At 35.6% G+C, this 25,337-nt stretch carries 19 protein-coding genes and 2 riboswitches; of the genes, 6 read left to right on the top strand and 13 right to left on the bottom strand.

Features of this window, described 5'->3' with window-relative positions:
• The 3 genes from ABE34_RS13925 to ABE34_RS13915 form a co-directional block, all read right to left on the bottom strand.
• Positions 1 to 298, bottom strand: a 298-nt coding sequence (locus ABE34_RS13925; protein ID WP_197141006.1) for a helix-turn-helix domain-containing protein, incomplete at its 3' end; no start/stop codon positions are given.
• 409 nt (positions 299 to 707) lie between these two features.
• Entirely contained in the window at positions 708 to 2,459 is a 1,752-nt protein-coding gene (locus ABE34_RS13920; RefSeq protein WP_197143155.1) for a UvrD-helicase domain-containing protein, read from the bottom strand.
• Positions 2,452 to 4,632 carry an ATP-dependent nuclease gene (locus ABE34_RS13915; protein ID WP_197143154.1) on the bottom strand — a complete coding sequence of 727 codons (2,181 nt, stop codon included), beginning with the start codon at positions 4,630 to 4,632 and terminating at the stop codon, positions 2,452 to 2,454. The genes ABE34_RS13920 and ABE34_RS13915 overlap by 8 nt, the downstream gene beginning before the upstream one ends.
• 1,377 nt (positions 4,633 to 6,009) lie before the next feature.
• Between ABE34_RS13915 and ABE34_RS13910 the strand changes: the two genes are divergently transcribed.
• The 3 genes from ABE34_RS13910 to ABE34_RS13900 all read left to right on the top strand — a co-directional run bounded on the left by ABE34_RS13910 (position 6,010) and on the right by ABE34_RS13900 (position 9,837).
• Positions 6,010 to 7,440, top strand: a complete 1,431-nt coding sequence (locus ABE34_RS13910; protein ID WP_197143153.1) for a PLP-dependent aminotransferase family protein — start codon at positions 6,010 to 6,012, stop codon at positions 7,438 to 7,440.
• 488 nt (positions 7,441 to 7,928) lie between these two features.
• On the top strand, positions 7,929 to 8,375 hold the full coding sequence (locus ABE34_RS13905; protein ID WP_197143152.1) for a YfmQ family protein: 447 nt from the start codon (positions 7,929 to 7,931) through the stop codon (positions 8,373 to 8,375).
• A gap of 325 nt (positions 8,376 to 8,700) precedes the next feature.
• Positions 8,701 to 9,837 carry a DUF4261 domain-containing protein gene (locus tag ABE34_RS13900; RefSeq protein ID WP_197143151.1) on the top strand — a complete coding sequence of 379 codons (1,137 nt, stop codon included), beginning with the start codon at positions 8,701 to 8,703 and terminating at the stop codon, positions 9,835 to 9,837.
• Between the two features lie 179 nt (positions 9,838 to 10,016).
• Here the strand turns inward: ABE34_RS13900 and ABE34_RS13895 are convergent, their stop codons facing one another.
• Genes ABE34_RS13895 through ABE34_RS13880 form a run of 4 tightly spaced genes read right to left on the bottom strand, consistent with a single transcriptional unit; the run spans position 10,017 to position 13,115 of the window.
• Positions 10,017 to 10,577 carry a DUF402 domain-containing protein gene (locus ABE34_RS13895; RefSeq protein WP_197143150.1) on the bottom strand — a complete coding sequence of 187 codons (561 nt, stop codon included), beginning with the start codon at positions 10,575 to 10,577 and terminating at the stop codon, positions 10,017 to 10,019.
• Between the two features lie 15 nt (positions 10,578 to 10,592).
• Positions 10,593 to 11,447, bottom strand: coding sequence for an SDR family oxidoreductase (locus ABE34_RS13890; protein WP_197143149.1), 855 nt, complete (start codon positions 11,445 to 11,447; stop codon positions 10,593 to 10,595).
• Positions 11,444 to 12,472 (bottom strand): polysaccharide biosynthesis protein, encoded by a 1,029-nt coding sequence (locus ABE34_RS13885; protein ID WP_197143156.1) that lies wholly within the window; start codon positions 12,470 to 12,472, stop codon positions 11,444 to 11,446. Before ABE34_RS13885 ends, ABE34_RS13890 begins: the two co-directional genes overlap by 4 nt.
• A gap of 43 nt (positions 12,473 to 12,515) precedes the next feature.
• Positions 12,516 to 13,115 carry a glycosyltransferase family 2 protein gene (locus ABE34_RS13880; protein WP_197143148.1) on the bottom strand — a complete coding sequence of 200 codons (600 nt, stop codon included), beginning with the start codon at positions 13,113 to 13,115 and terminating at the stop codon, positions 12,516 to 12,518.
• A gap of 293 nt (positions 13,116 to 13,408) precedes the next feature.
• Between ABE34_RS13880 and ABE34_RS13875 the strand changes: the two genes are divergently transcribed.
• A complete protein-coding gene (locus ABE34_RS13875; protein WP_197143147.1) occupies positions 13,409 to 14,509 on the top strand; it encodes a glycosyltransferase family 4 protein in 1,101 nt (366 codons plus the stop codon).
• Between the two features lie 435 nt (positions 14,510 to 14,944).
• On the opposite strand, the gene ABE34_RS13870 is transcribed toward ABE34_RS13875, so the two are convergent.
• From ABE34_RS13870 to ABE34_RS13845, 6 genes are all read right to left on the bottom strand, one after another.
• The gene (locus tag ABE34_RS13870) at positions 14,945 to 15,508 is read right to left on the bottom strand and encodes a histidine phosphatase family protein (RefSeq protein WP_197143146.1); all 564 of its coding nucleotides are present in this window, start codon (positions 15,506 to 15,508) and stop codon (positions 14,945 to 14,947) included.
• 278 nt (positions 15,509 to 15,786) lie between these two features.
• The gene (locus ABE34_RS13865; protein WP_197143145.1) at positions 15,787 to 19,287 is read right to left on the bottom strand and encodes a S8 family peptidase; all 3,501 of its coding nucleotides are present in this window, start codon (positions 19,285 to 19,287) and stop codon (positions 15,787 to 15,789) included.
• 293 nt (positions 19,288 to 19,580) lie between these two features.
• A complete protein-coding gene (locus ABE34_RS13860) occupies positions 19,581 to 20,417 on the bottom strand; it encodes an energy-coupling factor ABC transporter ATP-binding protein (RefSeq protein WP_197143144.1) in 837 nt (278 codons plus the stop codon).
• The gene (gene cbiQ / locus ABE34_RS13855; protein WP_197143143.1) at positions 20,414 to 21,187 is read right to left on the bottom strand and encodes a cobalt ECF transporter T component CbiQ; all 774 of its coding nucleotides are present in this window, start codon (positions 21,185 to 21,187) and stop codon (positions 20,414 to 20,416) included. The genes ABE34_RS13860 and cbiQ overlap by 4 nt, the downstream gene beginning before the upstream one ends.
• Before the next feature lie 3 nt (positions 21,188 to 21,190).
• Entirely contained in the window at positions 21,191 to 21,463 is a 273-nt protein-coding gene (locus ABE34_RS13850) for an energy-coupling factor ABC transporter substrate-binding protein (protein ID WP_197143142.1), read from the bottom strand.
• A 1-nt stretch (position 21,464) separates the two neighbouring features.
• On the bottom strand, positions 21,465 to 22,211 hold the full coding sequence (locus tag ABE34_RS13845) for an energy-coupling factor ABC transporter permease (protein ID WP_197143141.1): 747 nt from the start codon (positions 22,209 to 22,211) through the stop codon (positions 21,465 to 21,467).
• Positions 22,212 to 22,358: 147 nt separating this feature from the next.
• Positions 22,359 to 22,543: riboswitch (cobalamin riboswitch) on the bottom strand.
• A gap of 419 nt (positions 22,544 to 22,962) precedes the next feature.
• A riboswitch (cobalamin riboswitch) is annotated at positions 22,963 to 23,146 on the top strand.
• Positions 23,147 to 23,282: 136 nt separating this feature from the next.
• Between ABE34_RS13845 and ABE34_RS13840 the strand changes: the two genes are divergently transcribed.
• Complete coding sequence (locus ABE34_RS13840) at positions 23,283 to 23,654, top strand: (2Fe-2S) ferredoxin domain-containing protein (RefSeq protein ID WP_197143140.1); 372 nt, start codon at positions 23,283 to 23,285, stop codon at positions 23,652 to 23,654.
• 4 nt (positions 23,655 to 23,658) lie between these two features.
• Positions 23,659 to 25,329 (top strand): precorrin-3B C(17)-methyltransferase, encoded by a 1,671-nt coding sequence (gene cobJ, locus ABE34_RS13835; protein ID WP_197143139.1) that lies wholly within the window; start codon positions 23,659 to 23,661, stop codon positions 25,327 to 25,329.
• Positions 25,330 to 25,337: the final 8 nt, after the last annotated feature.

Here is a 25,337-nt window from a genome sequence, read left to right as displayed (position 1 = left end):
GCTGTCCTTGATACATGCGACCGACAATTTGTTCAGGCGACCAAGTATCCCACAACTTTTCTTGAACAGCTTCTTTTACTTCAGGCGTAAATTTTGACTTGGCACCACAGTTGGATTTATTTTGATGGTAACGTACTTGCGCTTCCTCAGCCGTACTACCGGCATGGCGTTTTATCTCTCTTGAAATTGTAGAAGGTTGACGATTTAAGAGTGCCGCTATTTTACGAATCGAATAATCAAGTTCCAGGTATGTTTCTATTTTTACACGTTCTGATATGGTAAGATGGGTATAGCTCATAATGATTCCTCCGTTTGAATGTTGGTGTGGTAACTACATTCTACACGAGGTCGTTATGGGCTTCTTTTATATTGACTTCTAAGTGTTGCACTTAATATTACAATTCGTCTGATAAAAAAAGGACTTTACTTGGGACACCACTTACTGAATGCAACAACTTATGTATGGACTGATTTATTCGGATTTAAGACAACATATTGGATTAATGATTACCTAGTAAACTAAACCTCGAACAGTGGCCCTTTTTAAGCGTCCTCTAATCGGGGTTCAGTTCACTTTGTTCAAAATGGATTTTGTTTATTCTATAAAAAACTTGAGACTTGGGAAGAATATTTAATTAAACTTTGTTTCAAAGCTAAGTTTCAATTGTGCTTAAAGAAAAAAAGTTCAAATATTTCCCACCGTTGGCTCAATCTTTCGTATTAAACAGTAATGGGTGAAGAGAGTCTTGTCCAAACCAATTAGTAAGAGTCTCTATTGCTGAGTCTGATAACTCTTGTGTAAAAAGAAGAGCTAAGCGCTTTTTCGGTCTCGAACAAGCTACATAAAACAAATTTCTGTTGCGTTCAAACATGTCAATTTTTTTTGGAGGAATCCCAGTTGATTCATATTCTAACATCTGAGAAAAATTATAATGTGACCATCCTCTTCCAAAAACTACTAATACATTTTCGAACTCTGCCCCTTTTACTCCATGTTTCGTTGCAAATGGAGTTTGATGTTCTATAAATTTTGATAAAGCAATAACTTCTTGATAAGGAATCGTTTTCAACTTCTTTATTCGTTCAAATTTCTTCTTCATATAGTCATCTAACTCTTGGAAACTTTCCACTAAATCAAGTTCAGTTTCATATCTTTCTATATACTCTGGTAAAGATGGATACCTTGTCTTCTTTAGGTGTTCAATAACTTCTCCAATATCTTTATTATTACGAATGGAAATAAGTCTATCCATATGAGTTACCCATTCAAGTTTTTCTTTATGAGAGCGAATTACAGGTCTTTCCCCTTCTAAGAGGGAGAACATTTGACCAAACTTTTTATTTTCATATGCGATACAAACTGGTTCCAAAATATTAACAAAGAATGCGATATAGTCATCCTCTTTCTTAATATACGAGTCATTGTTGGGGAAGACATCTGCTATATTTCGATAGCCTTGTTCTTGAGCTAGTATATTATGCGTTAACATAAGAATCTTCGTTGTTTTCTTTGAAAAATCCCAACCTCTTTTGAGTAGCTCCGACTTAGTCTCCACAAGAGATTGATGAGCGATATCCATTGGTAAATCACCCTTCCAATGAGGTTCAGTGCGTCTTTCTTTTTTCCATGCATTTGAATGGAATACAAGTACTGAACCCTCATCTGAATCATTAATCTCTTGCATTAATTCTGGTCGAATTCTATTTAGACTATCTACAATTGTCTTACATGAACGAAAATTTGCTCTTTTTTCAATAACTTTTAGACTGTCATGTTCAATCTTGCCACAGCCTGTACCATATATTTTTTGCCAGTGATCCCCAAAAAAACCGAAAAGAGGTCCATCGTTTTTGTCTAAAAAATGCTTTTTTATGGATTCTATGAAGTTTTTATCTGTGTCTTGATATTCATCAATGAAAATAACAGGGAAGCGAAAAGAAAATATTTTACGAAATTTATAGTCTTCCATGAGACAAATAGTTAATGCTAAAACATCATTATGACTAAGTGAAATTTTTTGAGACTCTATTCTTGAATATCCAATATCATAAGTAATAGTATGATTATTTATTTCTCCAATTTCTTTAAGTCTATCACCCCATTTATCAATTTGGGGTAATATTTCACGTAATCTTGGTTGGTAATCTTTTATGATTGACCAACAAAATGAGTGAATTGTTGCAGAAAAGATAACTGGATGATGATCAGTTCTCGATTCGATTTCATTTCGTGCAATATTAGTATAGGTTATACATGCAATTCGTTGATTATTACGTAGTAATGCATTGCCCTCTTTCACTAGCATATGCTTAAGTGCATGTATTAAAGAGTATGTTTTTCCAGCGCCTGCCCCAGCCTCTAAAACAAAACTCTTTTTCTGGGATATGCACGAATAGACTTGCTTTAGTGCTTCTTTAGCAGCTAACTCTGCTGGGTTAAGAGTCATTTTTTCAATCATTAGTATCCACCGCCTCTTTTACTAAAACTTTTGTGGAGTCGTTATTATGTTGAAAGGGATTTTTCGACAACCATTTTAAACCGTCTTTAATATAGAAAGGAACTCTCCATTCTGTGTCAATAAGAGCATATTGTAGTGCGAAATTAGTCTTATCAACTACACTTGCTTTATTCCATGCATCATAAGCTAATTCATTATTGTCATTACCATTAATTTCAAACAGTGATTTGTTGGCTAACATAAATGCGTCTTCAAAACTTCTGCCTGAAGGTAATGGAGTTTTTTCAATAACCACTTCACTTTTTTTCGTACTTTCTAATATTTTATCCGTTGCTTTGCCCACAACAGTCGCGGCAACTTCTTCGTAAGCAGCTGTTATTTCTGAACTAACATTAATTTCCTCTGGAATCTGATAAGCAATACGTAGATTAACTTTAACTTTCTCTTCAACTGGTTTATTTAATAGGATTTGGGTTGTAATATCTTTTTCATCGAACCAATTTTTAATTGCGGAATTACTTGTATGGCTTGCTTCAGCCACAGGGCATTTAATATAATATGTTCCATTTGATCTAACATCTTTTTTTACTGCATCAATATCTGTAATTATTAAAGAGGGTATTTCCAAAAAATTGAGAAAAGGAAAGAAATTATGGGCATATGCTCCTCCAACTTCAATTATGGATAGATAATTACTTGAAAGTGATTCCTCAGGTGGATTTTCGAAATCAACCTTCTCTATAATTTTAGGCATTAACAATCTTTCTGTTGGTCCTTCTACTAAAATTGCTTTATCAGCAAAAAATAAATCGCACCTTGTTAATGTTAAATATTTGTGCAAGAACTCTTTTGCTTGTTTAAGGGAACTATCTGAAAATCCTGCTCTTAAATCCTTAATACGAGTATTTATTTCTCCAGTTCTAGTACTAAGAAAATACCTAATTGCATCGAAAGGTGCTTCATTTGCAATATGGGTAGAATGAGTAGTAATGACAAATTGGATTGGCCATTTTACTCCATCATTAAAACGATGAGAAAAATCGTTAGCAATTTCGTTTATCTTTCTTATAAAAACCTCCTGCATTTGTGGGTGCAAATGTGCTTCAGGTTCTTCAATAAAAACAATTTGGAAGTTTGGAGCTGGTTGTTGGGCCTTGTATGTTTTGAAGAATCCAAAAAGTTTAAATAAAATGTAAATTATATTTCTAGAACCAAGACCATTGTAAGTTTCAGGCAGGGAAGTACCATCTACTCCAGGATAAAGTACCTTAGTGTGGTTCTCTAAAAGCCTTCTGACATCTAAAATAGTTTCAGTATGAAGAGCAGCATTGTTTAGCCCTGGATATCCAAATAGTGATAAAGCTGGTAGAAGTTTGTTTAGATGTTCATTAAAGTCTGTATCTAGTTTAATTTGAATATCTTTTACTGCCTCTTCCAAAGCGACGGCAGTCTGATTTTCAGAGGGTGAAGCAGTATCTAATTTAGCAATATCAAGCATTTGCTCCACAACTTTTCCTAATACGTCTCTATCTCGATGTGTAGTGTCATCCAACCCTCGTTGAGCGTTAATAAAGTCAGTTTGTAAAATACATTTAAACTTAGGGAAATCAAGTGTTTTCTGATTTGTAACATCTTGTGGATCAATAGCAAATATGGATGTTTCATACAATTTGGGAATCCTTTCTTTTAGGATTCTAAAGAAGTTTTTCTTTTCTTGTGCAATATTTTCAGGAATATCGGAATAATTTATTCCTTCAAAAAGAGAATCAATTCTACCACCTTTTAGTTGATATTTAATATTTGCAATTACCTCAGTGGAATTTGGGTCGAGATCTATAATTAACTCACTGAGAGGGCCCAAATCATCACAATCAATGTCATATTTGAGTGTGAGTGTTATTTCAATAGCAGGAAGTGATTCTCTGATAGTAGGATTTTCATTATCCTCAGTCCATTTAATAAAGGCAGCCCAAAAATGATCATGAACGGGGATAGAAAAGTCTACTAAGTTAAATTTTGGGGAATTGTCTGTTAATAGACGCTTAAATAATTCTGTAAAAGAAGTTTTACCAGAATTATTACGTCCGACAATTATAGTTGTTGTTTGTTCTAAAGTTAATTCGACATCTTTTAATAGTCTGAAATTTTTTATTTTCACACTGTTTATGTGCATTTGTTAACATCCTCCAAAAATAAATTATCTAACCAAATTAATTATTACACAATTAACCAATTTAATTAACGATATTTTAAAAAAATAAAAAAATACGGGGAAATACAACAAACGCTAATCTGTAATTATTAATTTTTCATTGAAATTAGAATTATTAATAGTCGTGTAGGAAGTCCTTCTTTTTACGGGGTAATGGATAAATAACGCATTAAGTTAATTTAATCCTATATACAAAAATGATTTAATGGTTATAGGTATGAGTTTTTATTTCTTGAGAGTGGAAATGTGTTGATTTTATTATTTATTGAATCAGTAATTTTAGAAGAATTTAATCAAATTAAAAATACAAATGTATTAGCATACGAATTTTTTAGGAATGATAATTTGCTATCACAGATTGATGATATTTTTAATGAACATGAGAGTAGAGTGTACGTTCAAATTATTCAAGCTACTAGACTTTTTAATTTAAATTGGCATGTTTTGGGTTAAAAAGACAAGCAAGAAGCTAAAATATTGGAGTTTTTGGTGGATTTAACTCGCCGTATATATTCGCTTAGCTTTCTGGAAAATTAGAGGTTGAGCATTTTAGATAAGCACTTACTATGGGGCTACAATGATTCCTGGGACAATGTTGTAGTAAATTGAAATTTATAAGAGCTGGTGCTGATCCAATTACGCGGCATGTTTAAAAATAGAATAAATATTCATCCATTTTTGCTCTACACATTTTCTATAAAATCTATTTGAAAATTCGGTAATACCTATGCTTTTGCTGAATGTCAAATTCCCTCCTGGGACATACAGTTTTATAACGTCATACTTAGAGAAATAAGCACTTTCGCTTATGATCAGTTGTTTTACAGTACTCGGTCAGTCGAATTTCTGTACTAATGGATTGTATGTGGCTTTTTTTCTTTGCCCAAAAGGAAGGGAATACTTGAAATACAGCTTTACTATTCCGTTTTTAAATTGATACAACCTTACCGAAATTTGCGTGGAACGTTCTTCTATAGCTTCTTGTTCCATGTATTGATCTGGGTTACCTTATAAAGTAACGATTGACCTAATCCAACTCCTTTCAATGAGCACCTTTTCTTTTTGTGTCTATACATCACACTAGTACATCCTTGATGATGGTATATCGATAGAATAGTAGAGGAATATAGTTTATGAGATAGAAGTTAAATTCACGCTAATTGTAATAGGGTAATAAAATAGAAAATGAGGATTGATTTCTTTAGTGGATGGCTAAAATAACAATAAAGTGGATGGTTAATTACAATTGAAATAATATTAATATATAATTTTTTATCAGGAGTAACACGGTTATAAGAAGAAAGTGCAAGTTTGAAGGAACTAATGAGGTGAGTATAGTTGGATTGGAAACCTGATAGAAATGCGAAAAAAGCTATCTATAAACAACTCGCAGAATATATTGAAAAGGGAATTGCAGATGGTACATTTCCACCCGATAAACCATTGCCATCAGAGAGATATTTAGCGAGTGCTCTATATTTGAACAGAAGTACTGTCGTTCATGCATATGACGAATTAGAATCGATGGGGCTAATTGAAAGGACTAGAGGAAGCGGTACTACCATTAGTAAAGATATATGGGGTATAACAAAAAAGCGGATTCCTAGCTGGAATAGGTATATTGAGGCGGGTTCCTTTTTACCAAGTCAACCTGTCACGCAAAAAATAAGAAAAGAAGCTGTTGAACATAAATTAATAAATTTAGCTTCCGGTGAATTGTCAGAAGAACTTTTCCCAAAAAGATTTTTAAGCGAGATAACGTCAACACGTTCTTTTATTGGAAGCCTTGGATACGATCATCCACAGGGGAATGAAATCCTTAGAACTACCATTGCAAAACACGTGGAAAAAAGTCGGGGAATCGAAACTAATCCTTCTTCCATACTTATAACATCAGGAGCGCAACAAGCATTACATTTAATTGTACAATGTTTGTTAAAGCCTGGAGATGCAATAGCAATAGAAGATCCTTCCTACAATTATAATCTTCCAATTTTCAGATCGGTAGGTATACAAATACATTATCTACCTGTCGATAAGGATGGAATAAACCCAGAAGATTTGGAGTCATTATATAAAAAACACCGAATAAAAATGATTTTTTTAAATCCATATTTTCAAAATCCGACGGGCTCTTTGTTGAATAAAAAGAAAAAAGAAGCGATTTTAGATATATCCTCAAAGCTTGGAATTCCAGTAGTAGAAGATGATCCCTATAGTTTAACAGCTTTTTCAGGAGATAAAATCTCTACCCTAAAATCAATGGATAGGAATGGCAACGTATTATACATTAGTTCTTTGTCCAAAATTGTTGCCTCAGGATTAAGAATAGGGTGGATAATTGGCCCAACATCAGTGATTGAAAGATTATCCGATGCGAAACAACAAATCGACTTCGGTCATTCTAGCTATACACAATGGGTAGCGAATGATTTTTTAGAATCAGAAAATTTTCATATTCATATAAAAAGTTTAATTAAGGAATTAGAAAAAAGAAGAGATAAAATTATAAAAAGCCTAGATACGTATTTAAAAGATCTAGTGGAATATTTTATTTCTCAAGGCGGTATTCATATATGGTGTAAAATACTTAAAAATTATAATGAAACCCAATTGCTTGAAGAATCCATAAAAAGAGGCGTCATTTATGTTCCTGGTTCTACACTGGGATCCAAAGATGGTTTTGTTCGTTTTACTTTCGCAAAGGAAGATGAAGACTCAATTGATGAAGGAATCAAAAGGTTTGCAGAAGCTCTTAATAGTATATAGACAATTGGATGACAAAAATGTGTTAGATAGGATGGCTAAAATATTTACAGGTGTAATGATTTGAAAAAAATAGGTTTTTTGATCGATAAAAGGATTTTTTTGTTACTAATTTGCTAATATATTTTCATTTTAACTGATTGTAGCGTAGGGCAACTCGACTCCCGCTCGCCCGCAGGAAGCCTTGCTCTGCGCGAAAGCAAAGCGTCAGCGACAAAGCGAGTAGCCCGTAGCAGAAATCAGCCTCTTCGAGTGTATAAAGATGGCCAATCAACACACCAGATATTTTCATCCCGAGGGTAAATGGATGGTCAAAAAAGCATCAAATTGGATGGTTATAAAAAATATAAATCCCTTATCATGGAGAGGTGGATGTTAAAACATCGATATAGTTTAATTACTAATTATTCTTTATGAAACAATGTGCAATGAAGACAATAATATAGTAATTGCTACTAAAATGCTTAAATTATTGAAAGAGTTGATATGATATGACAACAGGTATGATTATTACGCTAGTGATTGGATCTATTCTTAAATTGATAATGAGCCCTCCCAGTATAGCTGTGGGATGGGGGGTAAGTAAATTTGAACTTCATAAAAAACTTGATTCAAAAGATGTTACGGTAACATTTAATGGAAAGAATTTAGATGAGGAAGAAAAAAATAGATTTACAGACTATTTTAATAAAGCTTCCTTTTTGAAAAAACATTATATATTTCCAGGTAATGAAAAATTATTTTTACAACCAGAGACTAATGTTACTCCATTTATCATGAACGTAAAAAGAGGCAAAAAAGATGTTAATTACTTTGTTTTTAGTTACGACAATCACGTTGATGTAGTCAAAAAATACAACGAGAAGGTTGTTTCATATAGTATTAGTTCTGAACATCTACAAAATTTCGCAGCTTTAACTACAAATGCAAATCATTAAGGGTTTTCGGAAAATTAGGGATTCGGTCGGGGCTTAGGTCACTGACGTAGAATCCCTTTTTTATTACCCTGAAAAAATTACGTGAATATAGTAGCGAAATTATCGCGAAATTATCCTTCCAATTCAATTAAATGGAGGATTTTATTATGACCAAAAAGTTAGGATTATTGCTACTCGTCCAAGCACTCAATACTTGATGAACGACTTTCTTTAATAGAAATAGGAGTAATCTACCATAATAGGAATAATTCTTGCTTCACTATTTCATTCCATAAAAGCTGGTATAATAATGGTAGAATCATACATTCATAAAGGAGAGAAATTGATGACAGCTCAACAGCAAGCAGCAATGCAATCCATGATCGACTGGCTAGCAGATGAACACGAACTTGGGCAAGAACCCAAGAAGATAGAAATTGCAGCAGAATTTGATTTATATGATATGCACTACTATATATTCAAGTATAAAAAAAGTATTCTCGGAAAATGGCTCCTTGGCGTATGCGGAGGCTATGAGGATCCGTCTGACACTGAGCATTGCGGCCATGTATTCAGCGAGATGCAACCTTATGACCCTGCGACTGCAGAGCAAGAAGCTGTAAAGATGGTAGAATTAATCCGAGAATACTGGATGCAGCAGGCTGCAGCATATGAAGCTGCTCAATCTATGGAGGACGAGAAGGAAACGCAAGATAATGGTTATAATGGTTCTGGTATTTTTAACGGGTTCGTTCTGCTTAACTCTGCGGAATGTGATATTGATCAGATAAAGGCCAACCTTTTGAATGATTGGAACATCAGCTGCTCGTCCGTAGAGGATGATGAAAATGCCGAAGAAACAGAGGAAGGAACCTTGGTCTTTGAAGTGGACGACTGCATGTTAGCGGTTAGTTTTGTCGATGCTCCAATACCAGATGGTGAGGCTGAGTATTATGCACAGGGAAATTACATGTGGAAGGAAGCCGTGGAAGTTACTCAAACCCATGTAGCTCAAATCATCCTAGCTGCATTTACCCGCTCTGGCTCCCCGCTGGACAGTGGTAGGCTATACACGAAGCTGGCGGCAAGTTGTTTAAAGCTTCCTAACGCAATAGGGATCTATACATCTGGCACCGTATTCCAGCCCGAACTTTTTCAGGATATGGCTGAAGTCATGAAAAATGACGACATGTTTCCTTTACTGAATCTTGTTTATTTCGGCCTGGTTGGAACGGAAAAAGGGGTAGATGGATATACTTATGGGTTAAAAGCCTTTGGCAAGGATGAAATTGAAATTTTGGACAGTCAAGCAACTCCTGCTGAACTGCGTGATTTTTTGATTACGATTTCTGGATATATTGTAGAAGAGAATGTCACTTTAAGGGATGGAGAAACGATCGGCTTCTCAGCAGAGCAAAAGCTGCCGATTTCCCGTTCCGAGGCAGTTTATGTCGATGGGGATTCTCTCAAAATCAAATACTAGTTTCATACATCAAAAGACACCGTAGCAGGTGTCTTTTTTATGCATCATAATCCCTGATTTCCAACTGTAAACGAGGGGAGGGATACCACCCTATTAACCTTTAAGATGCCAGCTTCATAGAATGTTTAAATGTAGATACCTTTTACATTTGAGCCTATGATCGTTCCCGAATGTAGTGCTTACTTAAGCATTTTGTTCGTGTATGCTTCATTTAATAAAATATTTTTATGTTGTATAGCAAGGTTAACCAACTTAAATTCACCTTTGCTTATATCTCCCTTGATGCTGTTTAACTCGTTCCAAGCCAAATCATACAGAGATTTATCAATGATGCCATTCAAATAAGCTTCTTCTAATTCATCAGCATCTTTTTCAATTAACTCTCCTGATGGTAACAAAATAAGATCTAAAAATAGATCATCCATATATGGAACATTATCTTCTATTGAGTTTTTATGGCATATATCGATATACGATTGAATTATTTCTCCGTTAGCATTAAACATAGTTGTTACAGAATGGTTTTTTTCAAGGGGAAATTGTTGTAACCATATATAGCCGTTATCAACAATACATAGTTTATCCTCTCCATAATTCACGAATAAAGGTTCAGTAACTAGGACTGTTTTCAATAAAGTTATAAAACCCTTGAAGTCTCTAGTGTCAAGGTATGACTGACTATACTTTCTTTCGATAACTCGTGACCATTCAGAACGGTCACCAAACTTTCTTTTTAGCATACTGAACCTCCAAACTCATTTAAAATAATGGGGATACAACTCTTTATGTTGCCATATCCAGTTTTTCATCTCAAGGATCATTTCTTCATAGCTCGGTACGGTAAATGAAAAATCTTTTCTTGTGTTGACTAGTGTTTTATCAATGTTTACGAGGGGATATGGCTGGATCGTTACTTTATTTTCCTTGAAATGCGTATTGAATAATTGCAGTAACTCAAATTTTGAAATACTGCTATTGTTGACGAGGTGGTAGAGGCCTGTTGTACCTTTAAGTGCTGCACGTTCAATTGCTTTTGCTAATGTTAAGGTCGTAATTCCGTTCCATATCGCACCAGTATAGCCGCGAATAGTATTATGTTGTTTCATAAACCAATTAAAAAGGCCAATGCCATCCTCCTTCAGATCAGGACCAATGATAGAATTACGAAACGTCAGATGTTGAGTGCTTTCAATTTCTCCTAGTCCCTTCGTACGATCATAAAAGGTTTCCCCATCGCGAAGGCTACTTTCATGATAGGGAGCGGCTTTTCCTGAGAATACACAATCTGTACTTAAATGAATAAGCTTAGTGTTCCTGTTTGTTAATAAAGATTCAATGGCATGAGGCAAATAACTATTGAGATATACGCTTTTCTCGCGGTCTTTTTCACAGGCGTCATTTAATACACCGATACAATTGACCACAACATCATAATCGTAATCTAAAATTAGTGATTTTAAAAAATTTGTATCTGTAATATCTCCCGTAATATTATTTCCGCAAGAAAAGGCTGATCGCGAATAGGTTGTTACTTCATGCCCTTGGGCGTACAAATAGAGTGAAATTGTGTGACCAGCCATTCCAGTAGCTCCAAGTACTAAAAATTTCAAGGTTTTCCTCCCATCCAATTTTGTAATTCTTCTTGAATGAGCGGAAGCTTTAATAATTTTTCTTTTATTTCAGCGACGGATAGTATTTTCGTATTAGTAGAGTTGTATTCGTCGGTCAATGTAATTTTAGGAGAGCCCTCATCAAGATATTTTCCATAATTTAAATCACGGTTATCAGCAGGGATTCTATAAAAATTTCCCATATCAATGGCCTTCGCAGCTTCTTCTTTTGTTAATAACACTTCGTAAATCTTTTCGCCATGCCGTGTTCCGATAGTTTGTATTTTATTTTGACCTTGAAAAATTTCTAGTAATGCCTGTGCTAAATCCTCAATATAAGCAGCTGGTGATTTTTGCACCATAATGTCCCCGTTGTCAGCGTGTGAGAAGGCGTATAAAACTAATTCTACTGCCTCATCAAGGCTCATCATAAAGCGTGTCATTTTAGGATCAGTAATTGTTAAAGGCTTGCCAGCTTTAATTTGTTCGATAAATAGAGGAATAACAGAGCCTCTTGAAGCCATGACATTTCCGTATCGTGTTCCGCAAATTAATGTTTTCTCCGGATGAACCATTCTAGACTTAGCAATAAACGTTTTTTCCATCATAGCCTTCGATATTCCCATTGCATTTACTGGATAAGCAGCCTTATCTGTAGACAGGCAAATAATTTTTTTAACGCCAGCTTGAATAGCCGCAGTTAAAACATTATCAGTGCCTAGGATGTTCGTCTTAACTGCTTCTAGTGGAAAAAATTCGCAAGAGGGGACCTGCTTAAGAGCGGCTGCATGGAAAACAAAGTCGACATCATACATCGCATGATGAATGCTTTGGATGTCACGGACATCGCCTATAAAAAATTTAATTTTCGGATGTTGATAGAGTTTACGCATATCATCTTGCTTTTTCTCATCTCTTGAAAAGATGCGTATTTCCTTAATGTCGGTAGTTAAAAACCTCTTTAATACTGCATTACCAAAAGAGCCGGTGCCGCCAGTAATGAGAAGAACTTTATCTTTAAACATTGTATTGTTAATTACACCTCCTGCATGCATGGAAATAAGGGCGTTATTTTAATCCTCTTCGATGTAAATCATATTCAGAATTTTCCCTTGGGAAGTTATACCAGTATGCCAATTCGTTTGTATATTTACTTGTCGGGTTTTTATCCATTAAAGCACAATTAAAATCCCAATCCCCGGCAATATCTTTTCTTATGGTAAAAGTTGCATCACCTATAAAACTTCTTCGAATAATTTTAAATTGTCCAGGTAATGTGTATCGGTTTGATTCATCTTTTATAAATGCATAGCCTGCCTTTGTAAGCATGTTGTAGTAGTAAATATCAAATTGACCATCTACTTGGGCTAAGACGTTTCGAATAGCGGGTAAATAGTGATCATCACTATCTATGATAGCTATATAATCACCAGTAGCTTCTGCGATACATCGGTTATAGGCTACACTAGCACCCAAATTAGTTGGATGAGTAATTATTTTTAAGGCAGGACAGTTTTTCTGATAGTCCTCTAATAGGGCTAAAGTATTGTCGGTTGAGCCGTCATCGCAAACGATAATTTCATAGGCGTATTCTTTAGGAATACTTTCTAACAATGTCAATATCCACTCTTCACTATTGTAGGCTGGTGATAAAAAACTAATTTTCATATAAAACCTCGATTCTTTTATTGTTAGTAGAAGTGTTCAATAGGCGTAAGTAGAAGTTTTAGAAAGTCTATACTTTTACTTTCATTGACATAAAGGATTCTTTATTACAATATGCGTTGCAAGAGTGGTTCTGTAGGCAATTGCTTACATTCGTTAGTTATTTAAAGAGAGAAAAGCGTTTTAAAATAAGGTGATTTTACTAGTGTGATAACGGTACTTATACTAATCTTTTCACATTATTGAACAAGAAATCATAATTTAATGAAACGCTTCATTTAAAAAAGGGGGATGTTATGTCAAAAAAGATAGCCTTCATATGTAGTGTGGAATCGTATAAGCTCTCCGACGCACATATTTTCAAAGATTTATGCCTTGTTCCTATTTTGTTAGGTGATTACTTAGGCTATGAAGTTACTATTGTAACGACTGAAATGAATGAAGCATTATTGAAACAAACCTTTCCTTCTGTTACTTTTCAACATATTCCGTTTGAGGATGACTATGTTGCTAATATGAATAGTTATTTAATAGAGCATGCGAAGGACATCGATATTGCATTTGCGATAGGGCCTTATCCATCATATTTATCGATTTTAAAAACTTATAAAAAGTTTAATCCAAACGGAAAAATTTATATGAAATTAGATGTTAATCGATTTTGGCTAAATCGATTAAAAACGTATCCGTATTTTGCGGAGTTACTTCAGCTTTGTGATGTACTTTCCTCTGAATGTGAATCTATCCAAAGCTCTATACATGAATTTTCCAATTTGGATATTAAACGTATTCCAAACGGCTTTTATGAACTGTTTCATACAGAGTCTGTCTCATTTAACGAAAAAGAAAATAGAATAGTAACGGTTGGTCGTTTGGATGCTCCTGAAAAACAAATTCTTTTAGCGGTAAAAGCATTTTTAGCTGCACAGCTTTCGGATTGGGAGTTTCGGTTAGTAGGTCCAATGTCTGAGGAGTTTAGACAGGAGTTGTTGAACGTTCTTGATGGAAACCCATTCGCAACGCAGGTCATTATGTTGGGACCAATTTATGATAAGGTGCGATTGGAGGAGGAGTATAGAAAGGCTAAAATATTTTGCCTTACCTCATTAGTAGAATGCTACGCTCATGTATTTGCTGAGGCCGCAAAGAATGGTTGTTATATCGTTACGACTGATGTCGATGGGGCGGCAGATATTACCCATAATCAGCGCTTCGGGACAATTCATCCGACACATGATTGGCAAAGTGTTGGGCGGACATTGCAGCAAGTAACGAAACAGGAAGCTTTATTGGCTGATGCATGTGAACACCTCCAAGCTTTTGCAAGAGCGGAATTAAATTGGAAACATATTGTGCAAAAAGTAGCCGAATATTTAGAGGAAAAGCCAATCGAATAAAAGGGGGATACTAGGAGAATCGGGTAAAAAAGGGCGACCATATTTAAATTAGCATCGCTAGAAGGGGAATAAAGCACGCTTCTTCGATGACAAACACCCTTTAAGAAGAAACCTTGAAAATAGGAGCGGAAATAAACCCCTCGTTATCGTGAATAAAACACGAATACGTCATAAAGTAAGCGCCAAATACTACAATCCACCTAATGAATTAATAATCGTGAGACAATCACAATATTCATTCATTAGGAGTTTTTTCATGACCAAATAAGAACGTCAACGCTTTTGGTATTAACATATCAGACCTTTAAGACAGCATTGAAAAAAGTGTCGCTGTCTAGTTTATCAAACAGGACGTACCTGTTAAAGTATGTATTATTGGTAAAAAAAGACACGCTCACGAAATCCAACTTTTTTTAAGAAAGATAGCGTTAGAATTTAAAAACCTATTTTTGTAACAGAAATTAAATGATAACCATTAAAGGTTAATTTATAAACATCAGGTTTTTCTGTAGATTTCCAGAAGTCATATCCATATGAATTATCAAAATAATTTATTATACTTGTCATAATATTACCGTGTGTCCCGATAGCTACATTTGTAAAATCTTGATTTTCAATGATTTTAAATATTATTGGTAAAGATCTATACTGTGCTTCTCTAACACTTTCTCCTCCATCCAATCGAAAATCTAAATTTTTATAGGAATCCTTCATTGCTTGTTCAATTTTATCTTCTGACAATTTATAAATCCCTTTAAGTGTTCTTTCTTTTAAATTTTCTTCAATAATAATTGTAGTAGGATGGTCAATTAATCCTTCTAATGTTTGTAAAGATCGTGTATATGGGCTAGATAATACTGCATCAAAATCTACTTTTTTCAATGAGGCTACAAGTCTTTTTGCTGATTTTTTGCCTTCCTCAGAAAGTGGGCGTTCTCGTTCTTGTGCAAAAATAAATGGAGAATGTGCATGTCGAATAAAATAAATATTTGTTTCCAAATTTTTCATCTCCTTTTTAAATGCATTTTTCTTTATTGTAAGTTAAATTTTAGGAAATATAAAGTGATCATAATGGATTCCTCAACGAACTAAAGGAGTGACAATACTTTTCGATGAATACAAAAAAAGCGCGAGAAATCAACGTTTCTAAAAATTGATTTCTTGCGCTTTTTAAAGTTTTGACCTACTTTGTCCCAACCTAGTCTTCTACACTATCTTCAACCAAAAATTCTATCTTTCTATTACTTTCATCTTTTTAGTCAAAGGAGGTTAATATTTTATTTTATTTCAAGTGTATATGGTTGAGAACTAGCTTTGCCGTAATATTCACTAACTTCAATAAAGTAAGTTCCTTTATCAAGTGTAATTGTACCTACTTCAGCATCTCCAGCTCCGTAATAATCAAAAGTTTCTACTGTTTTTCCTTTTGCATCAATAATACGGATGACGCCATCTAGTGCTTTTTCTGTTTTAAGAGAGAAGGACACATCGCGTTTGCTGTCGTTTTTAAATTCGAAATAGTCTTTATCACCAAATTGAACACCGGCATTTAAATATTGATTAGCTACCCATTTACCGTCTTTTTTCGTAAGTACAGTCGGTTTTGTTGGTACACCGTTAACGATCTTGGAATCTGCATCTTCATCAGCTTTTTTATGATCGAACAAAGTTAAATTATACGGTTGGATTGATAATTGTCCATTATTGCTTCCGTTAAGAATAATAAAATAACCGTGAGCTTGTTTTGCTTTAAAAGAAGTATTTACATCTGTTGTCCCGCCAAGACCAAGTAGCATTTGGATGAGATCTTCACCTTGTCCAAATTGAATTTCTGTTGCCATTTCTTTTGGATCAATTTTTTTATTGCCATTTGTATCTTCTATAATGGAGCCTGAAAACTTCAAGTCATTTTGAAGTTCTTTAGGTAATTTATCTAGCTGTTCTTTTGTATATGGTATAGAAGAAATAAGAAGGCTTATGACTTCATCTTTGCCATATTGTTTATAATAGTAGAAATCTGTATTATCTTGATAAATGAGATGATCTTTGTAAGTTGTACCAGGTTGAATCTTAATAGCAGTTTTTGGTGAATTATTATTGGTATTATCCTCTTTTGGAATAGCTGCCATTTTACTTGTTTTAAGTGTATACGGTTCAGAAGAACGGTCACCAAGATTCATTACTTTTACAATATAGGTCTTATCCTTTTTCAATGCAATTGTCTTTGCTTCGTTTTCATCAATTGATGAACCAAGAAGTAGACTAAGTAACCCCATATCGTTAGTTAATGAAGAAACTGGAAGCAATTCTTTTGTTTCCTCATCGTATTCGAATATAGTACCAGCTGGTGATTGGTTTATACCTTTTTGAATGTTGAAACCATAAACGGCATTTTCTTTAGCTGTAAATTTGAAGTAATCTTCATCATCTTCAGTTTGGAAGTATGCTTTTTGATCTTTACCAATATCGAAAGGAATCGCTTGGTCCATAATTTGCTCAACGTTTTCTGGTTGATCCATAGCATCTGGATTCATGAACATATTCATAAAATCATTCTTTTGATTACGTTTTTTTGCTGTATATTCATTAAAAGATAAAAGATCGTCATCGTCTTCTACGCTACTTTCTAGCATTCCTTCTAATGAAAGGCCGTCTTCATCTTCTGGAAGGGTAACGACTTCACCTTTTAATGTGTAAGGAATGATGGATTCACTAACAGTTGCTTCAGTATCAATACCGCCGCTATAGAACATTTCAAGTGTAGAATTGTTACTGTTTTCATTAGAGACGCCGATTACATACTTTTCATTAGGCTCCGCATCGACAACTAAGCTTACTCCATCACCTGTATCCGTACCGTAAGATGCTCGGATTGGATATGCCTCACCTAATTCTTCTGCATCGACTTCCTCTGACTGTAGAAGATCAAAATCATCTTTTAGATAAAGCTCCATGGATGCAGTAACACCTGGAATTCCAGTTAAATCAAATTTCAGTGTCGTTGGTTCATTTACTGAAAATGTAAAATAATCTTTGTCACCTAGATGATCTTCAGAAAGTAGGGTATAGTTTTTCCCTTCTGTACTGAATGGGAATTTTTCAATGTTCTCCATATGCTCCATATCTAGTGAATCAATTGGTAATTCTTTAGTCGTTTGAGCTGTGAAGACATAGTTAGAAGCACCTTTTGAGCTATAGTTGCCATTATGGTCTTTAACTCCAATAAGAAGGGTTCCTTTTTGATCTGCATTAAATAGGTATCCTTCTTGTTTACCTACACGAACATCATTGACGTTAATTGGTTCTACTTTTTTATTAGAACCTTCAGGGTAGAAGTACAAATCAAATGCATAATCATATTTGTCTGCACCATTTAATGTCAGTTGAGCATATTCATTTTCATCAAGATCAACCTTGTACCATTTCTTTTCGTCTGGTTGGCTGAATGAACCTTTTTCAGTATTTAATGTATCCTTTTTCAGGACTTTAGCGTTTTTCAAGCGCTCTTCTTTTGTTTCTGAATACTGTTTTGGTAAATCTTTTATATTAAACTGTAATGCACCCACAGGATCTACTAGACCATGTCCATATGTAAGATCGTAGCCTGTCTCACCTAAATCCTTTGCAGTCTTTTCAAGAATAGCTTCTATTTCAAAAGGCTTTAAATCTGGATATTTTGATTTTAAAAGTGATGCTACACCGGCAACAACAGGCGATGCCATCGATGTTCCACTAAATTTTACAAAGGATGATCCTTTTTTCTCATCATGAACTGTACTGTAAACGTCTTCACCTGGTGCTACTAGGTCAACTGATGGACCATAGTTTGAATAGCTTGATAATTTGTTTCGATCATTTGTAGATCCTACACTTATAACGCCTTCGTAAGAAGCAGGGAAGGAGTAATTATCTGTCGATTCATTACCAGCAGCAGCTACAATGGTAACTCCTTTTTCAATCGCTTTTTGAACGGCTTCCTCCATTAATGGAGATTCACCATAGCCGCCAAGACTCATATTGATAACATCGGCACCTTGCTCGATAGCATAAAGGATGCCTTGTGCAAGGACGTAATCATTAGCACCATCTTTTCCGTTAAATACATCGATTGGAAGAAGCTTGGCCTTTGGATTTATCCCGTGTCCTCCAATACCATTATCTTTTGCAGCGCCAATAATTCCCGCTACATGTGTTCCATGATCACCAGGATAAGAAGTATTGGCAGGTGCTGCAGCATTATATGGAGGTAGCACTTGAGATTTTAAATCTGGATGTTTAAAGTCCACCCCAGAATCGATAACTGCCACTTTTACATCATTTTTACCTGCTAATTGTAGAGCTTTATCAATTTGAAGTAGATTTAAATGATACATATCCTGTTTCTTTGGATCTGTTTTCGTACCAAAGGAATGATACACATAACTTGGGGATACACTTTTAACCCCTTTTTGCTGAGCGTAATATGAAACTGCTTTTTCTAAATTTGTCCCTTTGTTAAGTTGGATAACATCGTAACCTAAAGAAGGAATAGAGCGGATCACTTTTGTTCCGATTTTGTTATGCACACTCTTATCAAGACCAGAATGTTTGACAATAATCGTATCCTTACTAATCCATTCTTTTTGATTTTTGAATGCTTGGTCCTGATTGCTAGCTACTTTCACTACATCTTGGTTCTTTGCTGTTTTTTGTGGAGCTTCAGCAAAGGCAGAAGCAGCAGGAACTATTAGTGCAGCAGATGCTACTAGAGCAACTGATTTTTTCTTCCAGTTTTTCAACTGTTTTCCCTCCTTGGGTCCTTAAATATTTGTGATAACTATACTAATACGAATGAGTAATAGAAAAGTTTCGTAAATGAGGATATATTTTTCAAAGTTTCCAATGTATATTTTACCATTATATTTTACCTATCGTAAAGATTTGTATTAAGCTGATGGAATCCCACCTAGGATCACGAAAGAAAATTCATATCCTTTCCAGATAACGCCTACCATTCCTACTAGATTTGTGAGATTGGAGTAGGAAAGTGTATTTGCCACAGTGAAAAAAATCAAACTATAGAAAAATTATTTTAAAGCTGCGCTATAAGTCTGTTTAAATCTTCCTTAGAACGAGGCATTTTGATGTTTTTCTCAAATAGTTTTTTGTTTTGTAAAGCAATGGCCATTTCGAAGACCCATGGGCGTTCAAGATGGGCTCTTTCAAGCAAATCCTCTTGAAAGAACAGTTCAACAGGATTGCCATTATAAATAATTCTCCCAGCTTCCATGACGACTATTTGATCTGCCCATTCATAGGCTAACGAAATATCATGAGTTGCCAGTAAAATGGTTCGTTCACCGTTTTCTAACGTAGCTAAATATTGTAAAACTTGTGCACTATAATAATTATCTAGTCCAGCGGTCGGTTCATCTAATAATAAAACAGAAGGTTGCATTGCTAGTACTCCTGCCATTGCGACACGTTTTTTCTGTCCAACACTTAAAAAGTGGATTGGTTTATCGAGCAATGATTCAACTTCGGTTTGAGCGATAGCCCAGGCAATTTTTTCTTCAATTATTTCAGTTGTCCAGCCAAGATTCAGAGGTCCAAACGCAATATCTTGTTTAACAGTGCCAGAAAAAAGCTGATTGTCTGCATCCTGAAAAACAATACCAACCTGTTGACGTAATTCTTTTAATGCTTTTCTACTATAGTTAAGTGCTTTGCCTTGAAAGGATATACTTCCAGCTGTAGGCTTCAAAATTCCATTTAAATGCTGAAATAACGTTGATTTCCCAGCACCATTATGACCAAGTAAAGCAATTTTTTTCCCTTTTGGAATTTGAAGTGTAATGTCAGTTAAAGCATGAGTTCCATCTGCATAAGCATAAGATAAATGTGTTAATTCAAAGTACAAATCTGTCATGAGAAAAAACCTCCATACATGATGAGGAGTATAAAAATTGCAACAATACCTAGCCAATTTTTCGTGTTATAGGTAATCTCCTCTTGCCAATAGACCGTCTCGCCACCACGTGCTTCCATCGCATTGTTTAGTTCACGACTACGTTGGAACATCTCAACAAATAAAGCAGCAATCAGCATAGAGACCGAGCGAAGCCACTGAATGGGGGAGCTGTATCCTAGACGAGCCTGCTGAGCAAGATGAATTTTTTGCATACTATCTAAAAAGATAAAAATAAAACGATACGTTAGTTCTACTAGCTCTACGAATAGAGTGGGCAGTCGCCATTGTCGCAGGACATAACAAATAGATTGGACTGATGTCGTAAGAATTAAAAAATACAAACAGCTTATACTGCCAAGGACGATGAAAAAAAGCTGTTGCGCTGTCACTAAGCTCGTACTACCAACAAATATTGTCCAATGATGAATAGAAAATGACCAAATAGTTGGAGGTAGTGTGCTTGTTGCTGGCGCTATAGAAATTAAAATGGATACTAGACTCGAAAGTAAAAAAAATCCCGGTAGCAATAGTAATTTTGCGTAATATTTAGCTGGGATTTTTGCACCTAAAATGATAAAAGCACTCATCACAATAAATGTAATGAGTGAGATTCGTTCGTCTCTCATGATAAGCGACAATAAAAGCAGTCCAAGGGAAAACGTCATTTTTTCTAGCGGATGAACAGACGCTAGTTTATTCATATAAGCATACTTATCAATGAGTAACATTGCTTAACCCTCTTTATGTTTACCGCGCATTAAGCCGATGAAATAGCCAATAAATCCGGCTCCAATAGCAGCTTGGAGTGCGAATAATAAGCTTTCTATTTCACCACTTGGTGGCTCCCATAAGCTTTCAAACCAAGGCTCGTAGGTAGCATCTATCTCACCGATTGCTGCCTCCGCTTCGCCATCAGCACCTTCAAAATCTGCGCCTTTTTGAATGAAGAGGGGGATGATTGCTAACAACACAACAATTGCTAAGAGCAGTAAATTCTTTTTCATGTTAGTGAGCCTCCTTTGCCGAGAAAACGCGTAAAGCTTTTAATTCACTCACATTGTATTTTTTTAAGAAGTTCATAACGACCACTGTTAAAATGCCTTCACTAACAGCAAGAGGGATTTGCGTGAACGCAAAAATACTAGCAAACTTTGTGAATGAAGCCATAAAGCCTCCGACCTCAGAAGGGAAGGCAAGAGCTAATTGTACAGAAGTGACAATATATGTACCTAAGTCACCAAGCATTGCTGCTAAAAAGACAGCTACTGAAAATGATAGCCCCATTTTTTGAGAGCCCTGAAAAACATAATAAGCAATAATAGGACCAGCAATTGCCATAGAAAAGGCATTAGCACCTAAAGTTGTCAGCCCACCATGTGCTAAAAGTAAAGATTGGAATAATAATACGATTGTCCCGATAACGCTCATCGCTAATGGTCCAAAAAGAACTGTCCCAAGTCCAACCCCTGTCGGATGTGAACAACTACCTGTTACAGAAGGGATTTTTAAAGCTGATAGTACAAAGGCAAAGGCACCAGATAGGCCTAAAATCATTTTTGTTTCAGGGTTTTCATCAATAGTTTTACGAATAGAACGTAATCCTAAAATAATAAATGGAATGGATAAGACCCACCAAAAAATCGCCCATTCAATTGGCAAAAAGCCCTCCATAATGTGCATCGCAAATGCACGATCTGGCACGAATAAAAAAGCCAATAAGAAATAACTAAGCTTCCAACCTGAGAATTTCAAAACCTTTCCTCCTCACATTAAAATAGTTCGAATAGTATGCGATGTGGAAATAAAAAAGCACTTCCCCGAAGTGTGGAAAAGTGCATAGCTAAAAATGCAAATAACATTCTAATTTGCTCAGCCGCACACCTATCCTCGTAGGTTCAAACGATCACATATTTTTCGGCAGGTCTCCTGGCTTTAGTTCAACGTTTTATAGGCCTTCCCATCCTTTGGACAGTGACATAATCTATAAAACTCCCTATTACAGTGGCGGGACCGCGCCGGACTTAAACCGGCTTCCCTTTTAAGCGAAATGATGAACAATTCGCACCGAAAAAAGATGAAGTTGTGATTTCACGACAAAGTGTAACATGATTTTCCATATATATGCTATACTTTTTATGAAAAAATTTTTAATTGAGTGTCTATGTCGAAAATTTAGATAAATAGAAAAAGAATGTCATATTTTTCTTTTAAAAATTACTGAAAATGTCACAAATTTAGAAAGAAATATTGAAATTTTTAAAAAATAAGCTATGATAGAAACAGTTTTTAATTTTAATCACAATCAATTATGCCTTGGCATAATTGCATCCGGAATCGGCATTGTGCTTGCACAAAGAACTCCTTTCCGATTTCTTGACATCCGCCGGAGGCTTTAACTTCTTTCAGCGGATGTTTGGACAATTGCTGAAGAATAACTTAAACTCGCATTCATCTCACCACCATATAGGTGGGAGACTTGCTGAAAGAAGTTAAAACAATAATTTCATATAAACCATCCATAAGTGCTTGAATATTTTCAAGATAATAGGGAAATCGGTGTGAATCCGATACAGCCCCCGCTACTGTAATAGCTGATGAAATCGCGGATGCCACTAGTGAAAACTAGGAAGGCGCGAAAGTAAAAGGAAGCTTAAGTCAGGAAACCTGCTTATGTGATAATGATGCAAACTTTTCGGAGGGAGAAGTTGAAGCGAGAGCGAGTACCTGTATATATTCGTTTTTTTGGGCTTCTACTAAACCTTTACTCTTCGTCTAGAGTAAAGGTTTTTCTTTTTCCTAAAAGAAAATGAAGGGAGAAAAACTATGACAACTTGGAATTTAGAGGGGATGAAAACACATCTTTTTATATGCAATGGTAGTAGCTGTATGAAAAAAGATGCTGAGGACATTACTCAGGCAATTCGTGATGAAATACAGGTGCTGGAACTTGATAAGGAAATACATACGACAAGGACTCGCTGTAATGGTAGGTGTAAAGATGCTTGTGTTGTCATTGCTTATCCTCAAGGGAATTGGTACCGTGTGCCGACAACAGAGCATGCGAAGGCACTCGTACATGATTTAAATCATGAATCTTTACATAATGAGCATGTCTTTACTTTGAGTGAAGGATCTTTACAGCGTACAGCACAAACAACAGCCATTAAAGGTATTGAAAAGGTGAAAGAGGGGTAACAAAATGGCGCAAAAAGGTAAGATTTTCGTAGTTGGCTTTGGCCCTGGAGACTTTAAACATATTACGACTCGTGCTGTAGAGGCACTACAACAAAGTCATATGATTATTGGTTATAAAACCTATGTTGAGCTTATTCAAGATTTAGTTAGTGCAAAGTCGATTATTAGTACTGGTATGACAGAGGAAGTTTCACGTGCACAGGAAGCGGTACGTCAAGCAGAGGCTGGAAGTATCGTATCGGTTATTTCTAGCGGTGATGCCGGTGTTTATGGAATGGCAGGATTAGTGTATGAAGTATTAATCGAGCTAGGCTGGACGGAAGCCACTGGTATCGAAGTAGAAATTGTTCCAGGTATTTCTGCTATTAATTCGTGTGCAAGTTTACTAGGTGCTCCTATTATGCACGACGCTTGTACCATTAGTTTAAGTGACCATTTAACACCTTGGAATTTAATTGCTAAGCGGGTAGAATCAGCGGCAATGGCGGATTTTGTTATTGCGCTTTATAACCCAAAAAGTGGACGTCGTACGAGACAAATCGTAGAGGCTCAACGAATTTTATTAGAATATCGTTCGCCAGATACACCGGTTGGACTTGTGAAAAGCGCGTATCGTGACCGTCAGGAAATTACGATGACGACTTTAGCAGAAATGCTTGAGCATGATATCGGTATGTTAACAACAGTTATTATCGGGAATTCAACAACATTTTTCTATGACAATAAAATGATTACACCACGTGGTTATCAGCGTAAATATACACTTGGAGAAGAAAAACAGCCGTTACGACCACATCAACGACTGAAGGAAGAAAATGAACCATGGGCAATGAATCAAGAAACTGGGGCAGCGCGAAATGATTTTGCAACAGATCCGAATGCCAATCGTATAAAGCCTAGTTTAGCTATAACACCACAACCAAAGCCTAAAAAATCATCGCTTGAAATGGCAACAGCAGCTCTGGCAAAGGTGAAGGGAACTAGTGCTGTGAATGTAACACCTAAGCTCGTGCAACAAAAAATCGAATCGGTTTTTGAATTAGCTGTTAGTCCTGGGGTAGCCAATAAGTTTTTTACTCCTCAACAAATGATGACATTAGCTGAGGTAGTTGGTGAGGAAGGAACGATGGAGTATACACCAGACCACCAAATTCATTTGAAAATTCCTACGTCTGAGCCCGGTGAGATTACAGCAAAGCTACGTGAAGTGGGCTTTTTACTAACACCAATTGGTGACGTACTTTCGTTAAAGGCTTGTGATTTCTGTTACGGAGAAAAAACGGATTCGATTCCATATGCGGAAGAGATTCAAGAAAAGCTTGGTGGCATGTCATTACCGAAAACATTGAATATTGGCTTTAATGGCTGTGGTATGGCGTGTTATCGAGCTGTATTTGATGATATTGGCATTGTTTATCGTAAAAGTAAATTCGATGTTTTTATTGGTGCCAAGCCTGTTGGTCGGACAGCACATGCGGCTCAGCCTGTTGTTGAGGGATTAGAGCCTGAGCAGCTAATACCGCTTATTACCGACATTATCGAAGAATATAAAGCAAATGCACATCCAAATGAACGTTTGTTTAAATATTTCAAGCGTGTGAAAAAGATCCTACATTTTACGTATCAGGATATGTCTTCAAAAATAAAAGTTGAGCCAGCTCCATGCGGCGACTAGTGAGGGGT

The organism is Lysinibacillus sphaericus (assembly GCF_015844675.1).
In the GTDB taxonomy this organism is placed as follows: Bacteria; Bacillota; Bacilli; order Bacillales_A; family Planococcaceae; genus Lysinibacillus; species Lysinibacillus sphaericus_E.
This window is presented reverse-complemented; position numbering and strand designations above follow the sequence as displayed.

What these genes read in the sequence shown, in the direction of transcription:
- ABE34_RS13920 (WP_197143155.1), bottom strand. Translation starts at nt 2,459, where the DNA reads ATGATTGAAAAAATGACTCTTAACCCAGCAGAGTTAGCTGCTAAAGAA.
- ABE34_RS13915 (WP_197143154.1), bottom strand. Translation starts at nt 4,632, where the DNA reads ATGCACATAAACAGTGTGAAAATAAAAAATTTCAGACTATTAAAAGAT.
- ABE34_RS13905 (WP_197143152.1), top strand. Translation starts at nt 7,929, where the DNA reads ATGACAACAGGTATGATTATTACGCTAGTGATTGGATCTATTCTTAAA.
- ABE34_RS13900 (WP_197143151.1), top strand. Translation starts at nt 8,701, where the DNA reads ATGACAGCTCAACAGCAAGCAGCAATGCAATCCATGATCGACTGGCTA.
- ABE34_RS13895 (WP_197143150.1), bottom strand. Translation starts at nt 10,577, where the DNA reads ATGCTAAAAAGAAAGTTTGGTGACCGTTCTGAATGGTCACGAGTTATC.
- ABE34_RS13885 (WP_197143156.1), bottom strand. Translation starts at nt 12,472, where the DNA reads ATGTTTAAAGATAAAGTTCTTCTCATTACTGGCGGCACCGGCTCTTTT.
- ABE34_RS13880 (WP_197143148.1), bottom strand. Translation starts at nt 13,115, where the DNA reads ATGAAAATTAGTTTTTTATCACCAGCCTACAATAGTGAAGAGTGGATA.
- ABE34_RS13875 (WP_197143147.1), top strand. Translation starts at nt 13,409, where the DNA reads ATGTCAAAAAAGATAGCCTTCATATGTAGTGTGGAATCGTATAAGCTC.
- ABE34_RS13860 (WP_197143144.1), bottom strand. Translation starts at nt 20,417, where the DNA reads ATGACAGATTTGTACTTTGAATTAACACATTTATCTTATGCTTATGCA.
- cbiQ (WP_197143143.1), bottom strand. Translation starts at nt 21,187, where the DNA reads ATGTTACTCATTGATAAGTATGCTTATATGAATAAACTAGCGTCTGTT.
- ABE34_RS13850 (WP_197143142.1), bottom strand. Translation starts at nt 21,463, where the DNA reads ATGAAAAAGAATTTACTGCTCTTAGCAATTGTTGTGTTGTTAGCAATC.
- ABE34_RS13840 (WP_197143140.1), top strand. Translation starts at nt 23,283, where the DNA reads ATGACAACTTGGAATTTAGAGGGGATGAAAACACATCTTTTTATATGC.
- cobJ (WP_197143139.1), top strand. Translation starts at nt 23,659, where the DNA reads ATGGCGCAAAAAGGTAAGATTTTCGTAGTTGGCTTTGGCCCTGGAGAC.